The sequence below is a fragment of the Microbulbifer halophilus genome (genome assembly GCF_026183675.1).
In the GTDB taxonomy this organism is placed as follows: Bacteria; Pseudomonadota; Gammaproteobacteria; order Pseudomonadales; family Cellvibrionaceae; genus Microbulbifer; species Microbulbifer halophilus.
Window position 1 is genome coordinate 1 of record NZ_JAPIVK010000030.1, and the last position, 15,151, is coordinate 15,151.

Here is a 15,151-nt window from a genome sequence, read left to right on the forward strand (position 1 = left end):
GACCTGGCCGGCGACGCCCTGCCGCAGGTGCGCGCGCCGACGCTGCTGGTGGTGGGTGGCGACGACACCCACGTGATCCAGCTCAACCGCGAGGCCGCCGCGCGCATGCGCGTCGGGCCCGAGCTGGAGCTGGTATCCGGCGCCAGCCACCTGTTCGAGGAGCCGGGCACCCTGGACCGGGTGGTGGGGTTGGCGATCGACTGGTTCCGGCGGCACCTGCGATGAGCCGCCTGAAGCTGTTCAGTCTCGACGCCGGCGCCGAGTTTGCCGGCCGCGTCGCCGCCGCCCTGGGCGAGCCACTGGCCGCCCACGAAGAGCGGGATTTTGTCGATGGCGAACACAAGATGCGCCCGCTGGACGATGTCGAGGGCGCCGATGTCTACCTGGTGCAGTCGCTGGATACCGACGGGCACAGCAGCGTCGACGACAAGCTGGTGCGCACGCTCTTCTTTATCAATACCCTGAAGGACGCCGGCGCCGCGCGGGTGACGGCGGTGATTCCCTATCTCTGCTACGGGCGCAAGGACCGCCGCACCAAGCTGCACGATCCCCTCTCCAGCCGCTACCTGGCGAACCTGTTCGAGGCCGTGGGCACCGACGCCGTGGTGACCCTGGATGTCCACAACCAGGCCGCGTTCGAGAACGCCTTCCGCTGCCGCACCCTGCACCTGCCGGCGCAGCCGCTGTTTGTGGAGTTTGCCGCCGAGCGACTGAAGGGGGACAAAAACCCGCTGGTGGTGGCCTCGCCGGATGTGGGCGGCGTCAAGCGCGCCGAGGCCTTTCGCAAGGCGCTGGCAGAGCGGCTGAAGCGGGAGGCCGGCAGCGCCTTCGCGGAGAAATACCGCAGCGCCGGCGAACTCTCCGGCGGCGCCCTGGTGGGCGAGGTGCGCGATGCCACGGTGCTGATCGTCGACGACCTGATCGCCGGCGGCGGCACCATCTGCCGCGCCGCCGAGGCGCTTGAAAAGGGCGGCGCCCGGCGCATTTTTGCCCTGGCCGGTCACGGACAGTTCTGCGGCGATGCGCTGGACAGGCTGGCCCGGCTGCCGCTGGAGGCGATCGCGGTGACCAATTCCCTGCCGCAGCAGCGGCGGGAGGGGCTGGAAGTGGTCGATTGCGCGCCGCTGCTGGCGGAGGCCATCCGCCGCCTGCACGATAGCGGTCCCGCGGCGCAGCTGAGTCTCTGATATGGACTACTTCGAGGCCGGCATCTCCCGTTTTATCTGGGATACCAAGTATCGTCACCGGCGCCGGGACAGATCCGTCGAGGACAGTTGGCGGCGGCTGGCGCGGGCACTGGCGGCAGTGGAGGCGAGCGATCGCGGCCGCTGGGCGCTGCGTTTCTACCGCAACCTGGAGGATTTCCGCTTCCTGACCGGCGGTCGCATTCTCGCCGGCGCCGGCACTTGCCACCAGGTGACCCTGTTCAACTGTTTCGTCATGGGCACCATCGAGGACTCGATGGACGCCATCTTCGAGCGCCTGAAGGAATCGGCCCTGACCATGCAGCAGGGCGGTGGTATCGGCTGCGACTTTTCCACCCTGCGCCCGGCCGGCAGCCGTGCGCAGCACACCGGTTCCATCGCCTCGGGGCCCGTGTCCTTCATGCGCATCTGGGACGCCATGTGCGCGACGCTGCTGTCCACCGGCAGCCGCCGCGGCGCCATGATGGCCACCCTGCGCTGCGACCACCCGGATATCGAGCGCTTTATCGACGCCAAGCGCGATCCGCACGAGTTGCGCCACTTCAATCTGTCGGTGCTGGTCGATGACGCTTTCATGGCGGCGGTAGAGGCGGATCGCGACTGGCCGCTGGTATTTCCGGAGCGGCAACTGGACGGCAGCGGCAGCGAGCGGGTGGAGCGCCGCTGGAGTGGCGAGTGCGACGCGGTGCCCTGCCGGGTGCTGAAACGGGTGCGCGCGCGGGATCTGTGGCATCGCATCATGCGCGCCACCTACGACTGCGCCGAGCCCGGCGTGCTGTTCGTCGACCGCATCAACCGGCACAACAATCTCTACTACCGGGAGCAGATTGGTGCCACCAATCCCTGCGGCGAGATACCGCTGCCGCCCTACGGCGCCTGCAACCTGGGCTCGGTGAATCTGATGCGCTTCGTGCGCGCGCCTTTCACCGACCGCGCAGAGCTGGACTGGGCCGGCATCGCCGACACCGCCGCGCTGGGGGTGCGTATGCTGGACAATGTGATCGACCTGTCCCGCTACCCGCTGCCGGTGCAGCGGGAACAGGCCCGCGGCAGCCGCCGTATCGGCATCGGTATCACCGGGCTGGCCGACGCGCTGATCCTGCTGGGGCTGCACTACGATAGCGATGCCGCCCGCACACTGGCGGCGCGGGTACTGGAAACCGTCCGCGACAGCGCCTGCCGCGCATCGATCGAGCTGGCGGCGGAGAAGGGCACCTTCCCGTTCTTCGAGCGCGACGCCTACCTCGCCGGGCCCGACGTACGGGCCCTGCCGCGGTCGCTGCGCGACGGCATCGCAAAAAAGGGCATCCGCAACAGCCACCTGGTGGCCATCGCCCCACCGGTACCATCAGCCTGCTGGCCAACGGTGTCTCCAGCGGTATCGAGCCGGTGTTCGACTTCCGCCACTCGCGTCGGGTGCTGACCGGCAGCGGCGACTACCGCGAGTTCGAGATAGTGGACCCGGCCTACCGCCTCTGGTGCGAGCGCGGTGGCGACCCGGAGGCGCTGCCGGAGGAGTTCGTATCCGCCCGGCGCCTGCCGCCGCTGGCCCACCTGCGCATGGAGGCGGCGCTGCAGCCGTTTGTGGACAACGCCATTTCCAAGACGGTGAATGTGCCCGAAGACTATCCGTTTGCGGATTTCGAGTCCCTCTACCGCCGCGCCTTCGAGCTGGGCCTGAAGGGCTGCACCACTTTCCGCCCCAACCCGATTACCGAGGCGGTACTCACCAGCGGCGGCGAGGTACCGGCCAGCCACTGCTGCGATATCGAGCGGGAGGGGGAGTAAGGGGACCGGGGAACGGGGGGCATATCCGGCATTAACGCTTCTTTACATCCGGGGCGGGAACTGTCCCCACCGGGGCCGCTCTAAACAGGCAACACAACTTGTTGCTCTACTCCATACCCCGTAAGTGAGCTTCCCCGCCCCGAGACTTCCCCAACATCGGGGCTTTTTTTTGCCGGTGGCTGGGAAGCAATTCCTGAAATCATCTGTCCGGCAGCATAGTATTCCGGACAGGCGCGTCTCCGGCAGAAACTGCTGGGGAACGCGATCCGCCGAGCCTATTCTTCCCAATGTAAAGACGGTTCTGGAAAGGTGAGAACCCACAGGCGTACCCGTCCCCCTGGGTGCGTCTGCGAAGTGCCCGTCCCCAAGGGCACTGACCCCTGGCCGGCAGTCCCCATCTGCCGGTCTTTTTTAATTCCCCGCCCGCCACCGATTCCGGTCCGTGCGTTGCCGCGCCCGTCGACGCGGGGCGTCTGTTTCCCCGTGCTATTATTGCGGTTGATAATGATTCGCATTAGCATGAATGGATGCTGTCCCCGATTGGATCGGGCCCGACAGTCCACAGAAACAAAAAACCGGGAGCAACGCCGTGAATCTACATTTTCTCTGCGCCAACCACCGCCAGTGGCTGACCGCCGACCCCCACCGCGCCGAACGGGCCTGGCTGAACTGGATGGAGCGGGGCGCCAGCCTGCTGGAAGAGCGCAGCTACGGGGAGGCGATCCCGTTCCTGGGCTGCGCCTTCGAACTGGCGGACTATCTGCTGGGCGAACAGTGGCCCGGCTATCCGGTGGCCGCAATGCGTTTTTCCGACAGCGCTCGCCAACTGATGGACGCCTACCGCCAGCGCGGAGAGAGCAACCTGTGCAATTACATCCTGGTGGGCGCCAGCTCGCGCCTGGCCCGGGAACTGGCCGATCGCCGGCACTACCGCACTACGGCCGACTGTATCCGCGCCCTCTACGTGGGCCAGTCGGAAGAGCCGGTGCCGGCGCCCTGGCGCGGCAGTGCAGCCATCGGCAATGCGCGCCTGCACTGATCCCGCCGGCCGGGTCGCCATGTCCTATCTGGAAATCGGCATTCGCGAGGAGACGCTGGTGTCGCTGCTGGCGCAGCGGCGCCTGGCGGCGGAGGATCTGCGCGGCCTGACACCGCGGGCCCGCCGGCGGCTGCGGCGGGCGCTGTTGCAGTCGCTGCTATCCGGCCCCAGCGCCGACCGTTCGCTCGCACCGTTGTGATGTTGCCGTCGGGGCGAACCCGGTGTGCGCCTGTTTGATGCTAGATGTCGGTGCCGGTAATCAGTGGCGGCCCCGCTCCCGACATCAGGACCTTCGCATCGGCCGCACAGTTCTTTTTCGGCTTTGGGGAGCTCAGGCGCAGGTTGGACCGGGCTATGCGAAGTCCAGCGAACACTGCACCTGGCCCCGCTTACTGGAATTCGCTACTCTTCCAGCGCCAACCACTCGTTCAGCTTGCGCTCCAGCTTGTCCAGCCCGTTTTTCTTGGTGGCGGAAAAGATCTGCACGCTGACGCCGGTATCCAATCCCTGTTCCTTCAGCGCCTTCTCCACCGCGAAGCGGGTGTTGTTGGCGGGGCCGTTCTTCAGCTTGTCCGCCTTGGTCAGCAGGATATGGGCCGGCAGCCCGGCTTTCACCGACCAAGTCAGCATATGCAGGTCGAACTCCTTCAGCGGCTGGCGGATATCCATCAGCAGCACCAAACCGCGCAGGCATTCGCGCTGCTCCAGGTAGAAAGCCAGGTGCCGCTGCCACTCGTCTTTCATCGAGCGCGCCACTTTCGCGTAGCCGTAGCCGGGCAGGTCTACCAGGCGCTGCGTGTCGGTGACGCTGAAGAAATTGATCAGTTGGGTGCGGCCCGGCGTCTTGGAAGTGCGCGCCAGCTTGTTGTTGCCGGTCAGCGCGTTGATCGCACTGGATTTGCCGGCGTTGGAACGGCCGGCAAAGGCCACCTCCGTGCCCTCGTCCGGGGGGCACTCCGCCAGGGTGGGGGCGCTGGTCAGGAATTGTACAGCGCGGTAGTTGAGCTTTTCGGGATGGGATTCTGACATGGGAAGTCCGTCGATTCGGTACATTAAGCAGGGGCTGTACACTGCATTGGCGCGCAAGTATATAATGCCGCGGATTTTGCGTCGCAGGCTCCCGCAGGGGTCAGGCAGGGGGGCGACGCCAGATGCCATATTCGCGCAACGGGACGACGTATGAACAGCATTATAAAGAACACCGCTCTGGCTTTCGGCCTGGTAATGATCGCGCCTTTCGCGATGGCCGAGGGAGACGCCGCCGCGGGCAAGGCCAAGGCCGCGGCCTGCGCCGCCTGCCACGGGCCCGACGGCAACAGCCCGGCGCCCACCTTTCCCAAGATAGCCGGCCAGGGCGAGAAGTACCTCGCCAAGCAGTTGATGGATATCAAGAGCGGCGCCCGCGAAGTGCCGCAGATGGCGGGCCAGCTGGACAACTTCGACGAACAGGACCTGCAGGACATCGCCGCCCACTTTGCGTCGCAGAACATGCAACTGTCCGGTTCCCAGGCCATGTCCGTGACCCTGAACAACGGCGACAGCGTCGACGCGCTGGTCTTCGGCCGCGACCTCTACCGCGCCGGCAACAGCGAGACCGGCGTGCCCGCCTGCATGGGCTGCCACTCCCCCACCGGCAAGGGCAATGCACCGGCCGGCTATCCGCGTCTCGGCGGCCAGTACGCCGGTTATATCGAGAGTCAGCTCAAGGCCTTCCGCAGCGGCGAGCGCGCCAACGACGGCGATACCCGCACCATGCGCACCGTCGCCAAGCAGCTGTCCGATGCGGAGATCACGGCGGTCGCCAACTATATCGCCGGCCTGACCGACTGATCGGCGGCGGCAAACAGCACCCGAAAGCCGGTCCCGGACCGGCTTTTCTGTGTCTGACTCTCAAGTCGCGACCGGGGCCAGGTAGCAATTTGTGCAGTTATTGCCCGGATTTCTTGCGTCCCGGAGCGGGAACTTCAATAATCGACGCTGTCTATTTGAGAGTGTCCCGGCCCGAGGCCGCAAGAATAATGTTGGAGAAGACTATGAGAGCCGTCGCCGCCCCGCTAACTCTGGTGCTAAGCATGCTGTTCAGCCTCGCCGCCTGTGCCCAGGACAGCGGCCAGTTCAAGGAAGGCCAGCACTACCAGGTGCTGTCGCAGGCGGTACCGCAGAAAGACGACAGCAGGATCGAGGTTACCGAGCTGTTCTGGTACGGCTGCGGTCACTGCTACCACTTCGAGCCGATACTGAAGAGCTGGAAGAGTGAGATACCCGAGGATGTGGCGCTGCTGAAGATCCCGGCCATCTGGCAGCCGGTGATGGAGGTGCACGCGCGCATGTTCTACGTGGCCGATGCCATGGGCGTTCTGGACAAGATGCACACACCCATCTTCAGTGCCATCAACAACCAGCGCAAGATGTTTGCCACCCGCGACGGCCGCGACTGGGATCCGGACCTGAAGGCGATCGAGGAGCTGTTCAATGCCAACGGTGCCGACGGCGCCAAGGCCGCCAAACTGATGAACTCTTTCGCCATCAACAGCAGGGTCAAGCAGGGCATGGCCAACCAGCGGGCCTACCAGCTTTCCGGTACACCGGAAGTGGTGGTGGCTGGCAAGTACCGCATCAGCTCCTCCCTGCCGGGCTTCAAAGGCAAGAGCAACGGCCAGCAGTTGATGCTGGAAGTGGCCGACTACCTGATCGAGAAAGAGCGCGCCGAGCGCGGCTGATTTCCGCTCTGCGATCCGAAACCCCGCCGTGCGCGGGGTTTTTAATGTCCGGTGTTTTGTCGCTCTGCCCGGGAGAGGGTGCCCGCTCACCCCTGCGGCCGCAGCCGGCCCCCGGCTGCTAATCTTGAGCCGAATCCCCAGAAAGCATTCCCGATGCCAGCCCGCCTCTCAATCTTCCCACTCTGCCTGCTGCTGTGGCTGTCCGGCGCCGTTTCCGCTCAGGGCGATCCGGAGCGCGAATCACTGGCGGCCCAGGCGAGCAACCTGCTTTCGTATATCGCCGTGGATTATGCCGATTCGGTTCGGGAGGGTGAAGTTCGCGACCAGTGCCTGTACGAGCAGCAGCGCCGCAACCTGGCCCGGGTGCTTGAGCTGGTGCGCCAATTGCCGGATAGGCCCGGGCGCGCGGCACTGGAGAGGAGCGTACTGGAACTGGACGGCGCCATCGCCGAAAAGCGCGACGCGGTGCAAGTGCGCCGCCGCGCCAACGCCGCCGCCGACCGCGTGGCGCAGCTCTACCAACTGCAGCGTTCGCCGGCCCGGATGCTGCCCGCCGCCGGCGAGGCTCGCGCCCTCTACCAGAAACGCTGCGCCGCCTGTCACGGCGCCCGCGGCGAGGGCGGGGCGCAAGGGCCGGCGCTGGACGACGCCGCGCGTATGGCTAGTTTCAGTCTCTACGATATTTACAACACCCTCGACCCGATCGCCGACAGCGTCCATTCCGCGGCTGTCGACAGGGACCTGAGCAGCCGCCAGCGCTGGGCGCTGGCGGTGACCGTGGCACACCTGGCAGTGGCCGGTGCCGAGCCGCCGGCCGCCGAACTGGCGGAGCGCTACCCGGCGCTGGTGGGCCTGCCGGGCATGGCCACGGCGCGGCCGGTGGAGTTGCCGCGAGACGGCGCCGCGGCGTTGCTCTGGTGGCGCGGCAACCCGGACCGCGTGCGGGCGCTGGAGCATCCGCTGGCCCGGGTCGATGGCCTGCTGCAACTGGCCGAAGCTGCCTACCGCGCCGGAGACAGCACCACCGCTTACTACCGGGTGATGCTCGCCTACCGCCGCGGCTACCTGCCGCGGCGTGCCGCACTGCAACAGCGGGACCCGCCACTGGCGGCGCAACTGGCTGGTCATTGGGAGTCACTGCGCGAGGGAATTCTCGGCAACGCCCCCGAGGCCCGGGTGATGGCCGCCTTCCAGCAATTGCGCGCCGGACTGGTGAAGGCGCGGACTCGCCTAGAGCCGGTAGCGGACGATCGTCCCCTGCATTTCTGGGCGGCGCTGCTGTTTGCCACAGCGCTGGGACTGGGCCTGGTGCTCTGGCTCGGGCTTCGACGCAGCCGCCGCTGACCTGCCACTGGCGCGCGAATAAATAATTTTGATGCTTGCGCTGCCAGGGTGGGTTTTTGCGTCTAGCCTTGAAAATAAGGGACGTGAAAAAACGCGCATCTGCGGTTTTTCATGGCGGCGAGTGATAACCGCAAGCGGGTTCGCCGTAAGGGAAAGCCGGTGGCGGTCTATCCATTGAGAGCCGCCGCCAGTCGCAGTCACCCGAACAACCGGAGTTGCGCATGAAGTTGTTGCGTCGACCCTGCTCCCAGAGTCTTCTCTTTTCCTTCCTCAACGCCTACGCACTGATCCTGTTCCTTTTCCTGCTGTTGCCACTGGCCGCCTCGGCGGATGTCCGCCAGCGCGACTGGGCCGGCAACTGGCTGGTGGTCAGCGAGGGTGACGCCCAGTTGGTGTGGCAGCTCAACGCCGACGGCACCGGTTTTGCCTACGGCTTCCAGGAGAGCGGTCGCCTGTCCCACGGTTTTGCCATCAACTGGAAGCTGGTGGGCGACCGGGTGCGTGTACGCACCGGCGCGCGGCTGCGCTGCGCCGGCGGCAAGGTGGCGGTGGCCTTTACCGGCTGGAGCCCGGTGACCTTAAACTTCGCCATAGTAGACGGCCGCCACTGGCTGCAGGACGGCGGGAAGCTGCTGAGCTTCCAGCGCCGCCTGGAGACTTGGGAGACACCGCGCGCGGGCGGCGAATGCCCGAACCTGACCAGTTGAAAGGGCCACCCCGGCCGGGCGCCACAGGGATGGTTTCTCAGGGAAGAGTAAAGCGGATTCGGAGTAGGGCTGTGATACAGCGACGCTTTATTCTCACGCTGGCAATACTGCTCACCTGTACCGGCGCCGTGGCGGCGGAGGGCGAGGGGGAAGAGGGTGAAGGCTGGCACGCGGACTCCCGCTTCGAGGCAGAACAGTGGGTGGGGGATTGGCTGATATCCCGCGACGGCGAGGCCCGCCATGTCTGGAGCCTGGACGCCGATGGCACCGGTCGCTCCTACGCGTTTGTCGAGCGCGGCGACGAAATGCGTTTCACCTACGGCTACGATATCCGCTGGTACTTCGATCCGTTCACGCAGATGGCGAATATCAAGACCGAGCGCCGCATCGTCTGTCGCAGCGGCAGACTCTATCCCTATTTCCTGACGCTGAAATCCTACGAGAGCGACTATGCGGTAAAGGGCAAGTACGCCTGGCAGACCACCTGGACCGAGGCCAGCATCGGCCGCAACCTGCTGCACAAATCCCTGATCGTGTTCGTCGCACCACTGTCCGGCTGGCACAATCCCGGCAAGGACGATCCCTGCCCGGCATTTCCGCCCATGGAACTGGAAAAAGATATCGACGGCGCCCTGGACCGCTGGGAAATGCAGGCCGAACGCAATAGCATCGAAGTGGACACCACGCCGGCCGAGGGCGAACCGGAATTCGAGGGCGAGACATTCACGGACGCTCCGGGAGCCGACGCTCCGGCGGCCGGCGGCAGTGGTCGCGGCGGCGACAAAAAAACGCGAGAAGAAAACTGACCGACCCCGTGTGGCCGGCCGAAACAGACAGACTGTTCTGGCAAAACCTCTATGAATGCGGAAGTGAGCCTGGGAAAACTGCTGCGGAATATCGATCCACAACTGGAAGGGGAGGTCTACGCTTTCGTCGCATTGCCGGAAGCGCGGCTGCGGAGCCTGTGCGCCGGCTGCCTGTGCATTTTCCGCGAGCGGGAAGGGCCCAGCGCGATATTGCCGCGTGCGCTGGCGAAGCGCGAGGGCCTGCTGCAGGACGACGCGGCCAGCGGCTACTGCCAGATCACCCTGCAGATCCACTCCAGCCTGGAAGCGGTGGGGCTGACTGCGGTGGTGTCGCGGGAGCTGGCCGCCGAGGGCATCAGCGCAAACGTTGTCGCCGCGCTGCACCACGACCATGTCTTCGTCCCCGAGCGGGACGCGCAGAGGGCACTGCAGATACTGCGCGGTATCTGCAACCGCGCCCAGTACAGTTGACACAGACAGCGGGAGCGCGGCACCCATGCAGATCGACTATCCGCAGCCGCAACCCCACGGCGAGATCCGCCAGCTGCTGCCGGATTTTTTCTGTCTGCCCGGCACCGCAAAACTCGCCCCCGCCACCGTCATCAACCGCAATATGGGCATACTGCGCTGGGGGGACGAGCTGACCCTGGTCAACCCGGTGCGCCTGCGCCGGGCGGAGGAAGAGCGGCTCGAGGAGCTGGGGCAGATCCGCCACGCCGTGCGTCTCGGCCACCACCACGGCTGCGACGATCTCTACTACCGCGACCGCTACAGCCTCACCTTCTGGCGCCAGGCCGATTCCGACCTCTACCCCGCACCGGCACCGGACCGGCTGTTGCAGGAGGGGGGGGACTGCCCGATCCCCGGCGGCCGCTTTGTGGAATTCCGCCGCAGCCGCTGCCCGGAAGCGGCACTCTGGGTGCCCTATAACGGCGGCCTGCTGTTGACCTGCGACGCCATCCAGTACTGGCGGTCCTGGCGCGGCTGCAGCTGGTTCGGACGCAACCTGCTGCGTTTCGGCGGCATCCGCCGCGGCATGCAGGTGGCGCCCACCTGGCGCGCGCGGGCCACACCGGAGCGGTGCGATCCGGCCCACTGGCTGCAGGAGGATTTCCTGCGCCTGCTGGATCTGCCGTTCATCCACTTCATGGCCGCCCACGGCGAATTCTGCCCCGACAGCGCCTACGAAAAAGTCACCGCCGCGGTGACCCGCGCCTACCCCGATATCGGCCGCGCGGCCTGATCCCCCCTTGCGGAATCGCTGCCGGCGACACCAGGATGCCGCCCGCGCGGATCGTGATAAGCTTGATCGCCAACCCGACCCGAGAATTCACAACAACACCGATTTGCCGATGAACACAAGAACCCTGCTCGGCGCCCTGATGGCGGCAGCCCTGGCCGCCTGTGCCAGCACCGACACGCCGGCGCCGATTCCCGATGCCGATAGCGAAAATATCCGCGAGCACGTGAACATCCTCGCGGCCGACGCCTTGGCCGGCCGCGAAACCGGCACCCCCGGCTACCGCAAGGCCGCCGACTATGTCGCCGCACAGTTCCGGGCCATGGGCCTGCAGCCCGCCGGCAGTGACGGCTACATGCAGCCGGTCCCCTTCCGCCGCGCCGGCTGGGATGGCCGCGAGCCGACCCTGGTACTGCAGGGGCGCGACGGCGATATCCCCCTCAGGTTCGGTGAGGACTTTATCGCCTCGCCGCCCACCCTGAGCGAGGACACCGCCACCACCGCCGGGCTGGTGTTTGTCGGCTTCGGTATCGAGGCGCCGGACTACGGTGTCGACGACTATGCCGACCTGGATGTGCGCGGCAAGATCGTCGTGATTCTCAGTGGCCGTCCGCAGGAGCTGCCCAGCGAGGTGGGCGCCCACTACGCCTCCGGCCGCACCAAGCGGGAGACGGCCGCGCGCCACGGCGCCGTGGGCACCATCCTGCTGAACACACCGCAGCGCGAGAAACGCTGGCCCTTCCAGCGCTCGGTTGAGTACCTGCACGAGGACAACCTGGACTGGGTGCGCAGCGACGGCATCCCCGGCGGCGCCATCCCCGGCCTGCACCCGGGCGTGATGCTGGATATGCCCGCCGGCCGCCAGCTTTTCATGGGCGCCGAACACAGCCTCGATACCGTCTTTACGGAAATGGACAGCGGCCTGGTGCCGCAGGGTTTCGCGCTGCCCTACAAGGCATCGCTGACCAGCGGCGCTGCGCACGAGGACATCACCAGCCCCAATGTGGTGGCGATGCTGCCGGGCAGCGACCCGGCACTGAAAAACGAAGTGGTGGTTTTCTCCGCGCACCTGGATCACCTCGGCACGGAAGACGAAGGGGAGGGCGACCGGATCAACAACGGTGCCCAGGACAATGCCGCCGGTATCGCCGTGATGTTGGAGACGGCGCGCCTGTTCCGGGAATCCGGCATACCGCCGCGCCGCACCCTGCTGTTCGTGGCCGTGACGGCGGAAGAGAAAGGACTGCTGGGCTCGGACTACTTCGCCCGGCACCCGCCGGTGCCGTCGCAATCCATCGTCGGCAACATCAACCTGGATATGCCGATGTTGCTGTACCCGTTCAGGGATATCATCGCCTTCGGCGCCGAGCACTCCACGCTGGGTAAAACCGCCGCGCGCGCCGCTGCCCGCACCGACCTGAAATTGAGCCCGGACCCGATGCCGGAACAGGTGATCTTCGTGCGCAGCGACCACTACAACTTCGTGCGCCAGGGCGTGCCCGCCATCTACCTGATCACCGGCCGCGAGGCACTGGATCCGGAAATGGACGGCACGGCGATGCAGAATCAATTCCTGCAGGACCGCTACCACCGGCCGAGCGACGAGGCCGACGAACAGATCAACTATATCGCCGCCAAGCAGTTCACCGAGGTGAACTACGCCATCGCGCGGGAGGTGGCGGATGCGGATGAAAAGCCGCATTGGTATGAGGGGGACTTCTTTGGCGATCTGTTTGCCGGGGAGTGAATGCTTCTTTTGTGACTCGTTGGCCAAAAAAAATGTGATAACCTTCGCGGCCGCCGGTATTTGGTATGCCGGTACCAATAAGACAAGAAGGTAAGGAAATCACATGATTAAAAAGTTGACTATGGGGGTTGTAGTCGCGGGTATGGTGTTTGCGAGCGGCTGCGCGAGCATTCTGAGCGATAGTGAATACCCGGTTTCCATCAAGAGTAATCCTGTTGGTGCGAATTTCACCGTGACCGACGAATCGGGGATGGATGTACACTCCGGCGTGACTCCGGATACTGTTACCTTATCCGCTTCCGATGGCTTTTTTTCTTCTGCCAGCTACACCATCAAGTATCAGATGGCAGGCTACCGCGAGCAGAGCTTTCAGCTTCGTCCGGGAATGGACGGTTGGTATATCGGCAACATTTTGGTTGGCGGCCTGATCGGCATGGTGATCGTTGACCCGGCTACTGGTGCCATGTGGAAACTGCCGGAGTCTGCGAATGTAAACCTAGAACCGAGCACCGCGTCCACAGCCATGGGCGGCCTGACCATTGCATCCGTTGATCAGGTACCGGAAGAAATCAAATCAGAGCTGGTGAAGGTTCAGTAATCCCCGACACTGCCTGATCGACTTCAACAAAAGCCGCCGCTTTTTGGGGTGGCTTTACACTTCAGGCACCTCTCGACACAACTCCAACCACCGCTCAATCCCCGCACTGCGGTACTTCTGCCGGTGCAGGGCAAAGTAGAATTCGCGGTGGAAATCCCGCTGTGGCACCGGCAGCTCTACCAGTGAGCCGCGCTTCAGTGCGTCGGTCAGCGATACCCGGGACAGGCAGCTGATACCGAGCCCCGCTTCCACCGCGCGCTTGATGGCCTCGGTGTGCTGCAGTTCCAGCAGGATATGCAGGTTCGGCAGCAGCCCGGCCAGGCCGCGCTCGAAGGTCTGGCGGGTGCCGGAACCGGGTTCGCGCACTATCCAGGTGGCCGCGCAGAGATCGCTGTCGTTCAGGTGTCTGCGCTTCGCCAGCGGGTGGTCGGGCGCGCAGAAAACCACCAGTTCATCGTCCCTCCAGGGGATCATCTCCAGGTCCGGGTGGTTGAGTTCCCCCTCGATCAGCCCCAGATCCAGCTCGAAGTTCAGCACCCGCTCGGCGATGGCGGCGGTGTTGGCCACGTCCAGCTCTACCCTCGTGCCCGGTTGCTCCGACATGTAACGGGCCATGATGCCGGCGGCCAGGTAGTTGCCGATGGTCAGGGTGGCGCCTATCTTCAGCCGCCCCAGGTCGCGGTGGGTGGCCAGCGTCTGTTCCAGTTCGCGGGCCCGCTCCAGCAGCTCCTCGGCGCGGGGCCAGAGCTGGCGGCCCAGTTCGTTCATGCGCAGGCGTTTGCCGGTGCGCTCGAACAGGCGCAGCTCGAACTGCTGTTCGAACTCCTTCAGCGCGGTGGAGGCGGCGGACTGGGACATGTTGAGGCTCTCCGCCGCGCGGCTCACATTCTCGTAGTGGGCGCAGGCGAGGAAGACTTCCAGTTGGCGTAGGGAATAGCGCACGGCAAACTTCCTGGCTTATCCAAATAATCGATAACGAATATCGAAATATCCCATTTTGCCTATAGATATTCCAGGGTTAGAATTCAACCGTTCAGAGAAGTCAGGAATAAGCAGTTCTAAATTTAGAACTAATTTGAATATACGCTGTTGATAGAAAGTTATGAGTAATTTGAATGTAGAGAAGGTGCTCGACGTCCATCACTGGAACGATACCCTGTTCAGTTTCAAGACGAGCCGCGACCCGGCGTTCCGCTTCGAGAACGGCTATTTTACAATGATCGGCCTGCCGCAGGGCAATGGCCGTCCGCTGCTGCGCGCCTATTCTATCGCCAGCGCCAACTACGAGGACGAGCTGGAGTTTTTCAGCATCAAGGTGCCGGATGGTCCGCTTACCTCGCAGTTGCAGAAGATCGAGCCGGGTGACGAGATCTATGTCAGCCGCAAACCCACCGGTACCCTGGTGGCGGATCACCTGCTGCCGGGCAAGCGCCTGTGGCTGCTGTCCACCGGCACCGGCCTGGCGCCCTTCCTGAGCATCATTAAGGACCCGGATGTCTACGAGCGCTTCGACCAGGTGATCCTGACCCACGGCGTGCGCTATGTGTCCGAGCTGGCCTACCGCGAACAGATCGAAAAGGAGTTGCCGAAACACGAGTATTTCGGCGAGGTGATCAGCGACCAGCTGCTCTACTACCCCACGGTGACCCGCGAGAAGTTCCGCAACAACGGCCGCCTGACCGACCTGATGCTGTCCGGCAAAATCTTCAAGGACCTGGATGTGCCCCAGCCGAATGTCGAGGAAGACCGCTTTATGCTCTGCGGCAGCCCGGCGATGCTGAAGGACCTGACCAAGATCCTGGACGACCGCGGCTTCCGCGAAACCCGCGCCGGTGTTCCCCACGAGTATGTGATCGAGCGGGCGTTCGTGGAGAAATAATCCCGGGAGCGTGCAGCCCTTTACCTTTTGGGCTGAAGGCTCCAGCCGCGCAAGCGGGCCGCAGGCCCGCTCCAACCA

At 64.8% G+C, this 15,151-nt stretch carries 15 protein-coding genes and 2 pseudogenes; 15 read left to right on the forward strand and 2 right to left on the reverse strand.

All coding sequences use genetic code 11. The features are described from left to right. From OQE62_RS14775 to OQE62_RS14795, 5 genes and pseudogenes are all read left to right on the forward strand, one after another. A pseudogene (locus tag OQE62_RS14775) lies at positions 1–225 on the forward strand (hydrolase); the annotation flags it as partial. After that, positions 222–1,187 carry a ribose-phosphate diphosphokinase gene (locus OQE62_RS14780; RefSeq protein WP_265722816.1) on the forward strand — a complete coding sequence of 322 codons (966 nt, stop codon included), beginning with the start codon at positions 222–224 and terminating at the stop codon, positions 1,185–1,187. The pseudogene OQE62_RS14775 and the gene OQE62_RS14780, both read left to right, overlap by 4 nt. A gap of 1 nt (position 1,188) precedes the next feature. Then, positions 1,189–2,993, forward strand: a pseudogene (locus OQE62_RS14785) (adenosylcobalamin-dependent ribonucleoside-diphosphate reductase). A gap of 589 nt (positions 2,994–3,582) precedes the next feature. Next, the gene (locus OQE62_RS14790; RefSeq protein WP_265722817.1) at positions 3,583–4,032 is read left to right on the forward strand and encodes a hypothetical protein; all 450 of its coding nucleotides are present in this window, start codon (positions 3,583–3,585) and stop codon (positions 4,030–4,032) included. After that, positions 4,016–4,231 carry a hypothetical protein gene (locus tag OQE62_RS14795; protein ID WP_265722818.1) on the forward strand — a complete coding sequence of 72 codons (216 nt, stop codon included), beginning with the start codon at positions 4,016–4,018 and terminating at the stop codon, positions 4,229–4,231. Before OQE62_RS14790 ends, OQE62_RS14795 begins: the two co-directional genes overlap by 17 nt. 203 nt (positions 4,232–4,434) lie before the next feature. Here OQE62_RS14795 and yihA read toward each other — a convergent pair whose 3' ends face one another. After that, positions 4,435–5,061 (reverse strand): ribosome biogenesis GTP-binding protein YihA/YsxC, encoded by a 627-nt coding sequence (gene yihA, locus OQE62_RS14800; protein ID WP_265722819.1) that lies wholly within the window; start codon positions 5,059–5,061, stop codon positions 4,435–4,437. Between the two features lie 150 nt (positions 5,062–5,211). On the opposite strand from yihA, the gene OQE62_RS14805 reads away from it, so the two are divergent. The 9 genes from OQE62_RS14805 (at position 5,212) to OQE62_RS14845 (ending at position 13,194) form a co-directional block, all read left to right on the forward strand. Next, positions 5,212–5,862: a c-type cytochrome gene (locus OQE62_RS14805; RefSeq protein WP_265722820.1), complete on the forward strand. Its 651-nt coding sequence runs from the start codon at positions 5,212–5,214 to the stop codon at positions 5,860–5,862. Positions 5,863–6,065: 203 nt separating this feature from the next. After that, positions 6,066–6,752: a thiol:disulfide interchange protein DsbA/DsbL gene (locus OQE62_RS14810; protein WP_265722821.1), complete on the forward strand. Its 687-nt coding sequence runs from the start codon at positions 6,066–6,068 to the stop codon at positions 6,750–6,752. Positions 6,753–6,905: 153 nt separating this feature from the next. Then, positions 6,906–8,096 (forward strand): c-type cytochrome, encoded by a 1,191-nt coding sequence (locus tag OQE62_RS14815; protein WP_265722822.1) that lies wholly within the window; start codon positions 6,906–6,908, stop codon positions 8,094–8,096. A 221-nt stretch (positions 8,097–8,317) separates the two neighbouring features. Then, positions 8,318–8,803, forward strand: a complete 486-nt coding sequence (locus OQE62_RS14820) for a hypothetical protein (protein ID WP_265722823.1) — start codon at positions 8,318–8,320, stop codon at positions 8,801–8,803. Between the two features lie 71 nt (positions 8,804–8,874). Further along, on the forward strand, positions 8,875–9,609 hold the full coding sequence (locus OQE62_RS14825; protein WP_265722824.1) for a hypothetical protein: 735 nt from the start codon (positions 8,875–8,877) through the stop codon (positions 9,607–9,609). A gap of 51 nt (positions 9,610–9,660) precedes the next feature. Continuing rightward, entirely contained in the window at positions 9,661–10,080 is a 420-nt protein-coding gene (locus OQE62_RS14830; RefSeq protein ID WP_265722825.1) for an ACT domain-containing protein, read from the forward strand. A gap of 25 nt (positions 10,081–10,105) precedes the next feature. Beyond that, positions 10,106–10,852, forward strand: a complete 747-nt coding sequence (locus OQE62_RS14835) for a hypothetical protein (RefSeq protein ID WP_265722826.1) — start codon at positions 10,106–10,108, stop codon at positions 10,850–10,852. A 109-nt stretch (positions 10,853–10,961) separates the two neighbouring features. Further along, on the forward strand, positions 10,962–12,596 hold the full coding sequence (locus OQE62_RS14840) for a M28 family metallopeptidase (RefSeq protein ID WP_265722827.1): 1,635 nt from the start codon (positions 10,962–10,964) through the stop codon (positions 12,594–12,596). Positions 12,597–12,699: 103 nt separating this feature from the next. Then, positions 12,700–13,194, forward strand: a complete 495-nt coding sequence (locus tag OQE62_RS14845; protein ID WP_265722828.1) for a hypothetical protein — start codon at positions 12,700–12,702, stop codon at positions 13,192–13,194. A 54-nt stretch (positions 13,195–13,248) separates the two neighbouring features. On the opposite strand, the gene OQE62_RS14850 is transcribed toward OQE62_RS14845, so the two are convergent. Continuing rightward, a complete protein-coding gene (locus tag OQE62_RS14850; RefSeq protein WP_265722829.1) occupies positions 13,249–14,136 on the reverse strand; it encodes a LysR family transcriptional regulator in 888 nt (295 codons plus the stop codon). A 160-nt stretch (positions 14,137–14,296) separates the two neighbouring features. Between OQE62_RS14850 and OQE62_RS14855 the strand changes: the two genes are divergently transcribed. Continuing rightward, positions 14,297–15,073, forward strand: a complete 777-nt coding sequence (locus tag OQE62_RS14855) for a ferredoxin--NADP reductase (RefSeq protein WP_265722830.1) — start codon at positions 14,297–14,299, stop codon at positions 15,071–15,073. Positions 15,074–15,151: the final 78 nt, after the last annotated feature.

Coding starts and splice junctions, on each gene's coding strand:
- OQE62_RS14780 (WP_265722816.1), top strand. CDS start 222: ATGAGCCGCCTGAAGCTGTTCAGTCTCGACGCCGGCGCCGAGTTTGCC.
- OQE62_RS14795 (WP_265722818.1), top strand. CDS start 4,016: ATGCGCGCCTGCACTGATCCCGCCGGCCGGGTCGCCATGTCCTATCTG.
- yihA (WP_265722819.1), bottom strand. CDS start 5,061: ATGTCAGAATCCCATCCCGAAAAGCTCAACTACCGCGCTGTACAATTC.
- OQE62_RS14805 (WP_265722820.1), top strand. CDS start 5,212: ATGAACAGCATTATAAAGAACACCGCTCTGGCTTTCGGCCTGGTAATG.
- OQE62_RS14810 (WP_265722821.1), top strand. CDS start 6,066: ATGAGAGCCGTCGCCGCCCCGCTAACTCTGGTGCTAAGCATGCTGTTC.
- OQE62_RS14815 (WP_265722822.1), top strand. CDS start 6,906: ATGCCAGCCCGCCTCTCAATCTTCCCACTCTGCCTGCTGCTGTGGCTG.
- OQE62_RS14820 (WP_265722823.1), top strand. CDS start 8,318: ATGAAGTTGTTGCGTCGACCCTGCTCCCAGAGTCTTCTCTTTTCCTTC.
- OQE62_RS14830 (WP_265722825.1), top strand. CDS start 9,661: ATGAATGCGGAAGTGAGCCTGGGAAAACTGCTGCGGAATATCGATCCA.
- OQE62_RS14835 (WP_265722826.1), top strand. CDS start 10,106: ATGCAGATCGACTATCCGCAGCCGCAACCCCACGGCGAGATCCGCCAG.
- OQE62_RS14840 (WP_265722827.1), top strand. CDS start 10,962: ATGAACACAAGAACCCTGCTCGGCGCCCTGATGGCGGCAGCCCTGGCC.
- OQE62_RS14845 (WP_265722828.1), top strand. CDS start 12,700: ATGATTAAAAAGTTGACTATGGGGGTTGTAGTCGCGGGTATGGTGTTT.
- OQE62_RS14855 (WP_265722830.1), top strand. CDS start 14,297: ATGAGTAATTTGAATGTAGAGAAGGTGCTCGACGTCCATCACTGGAAC.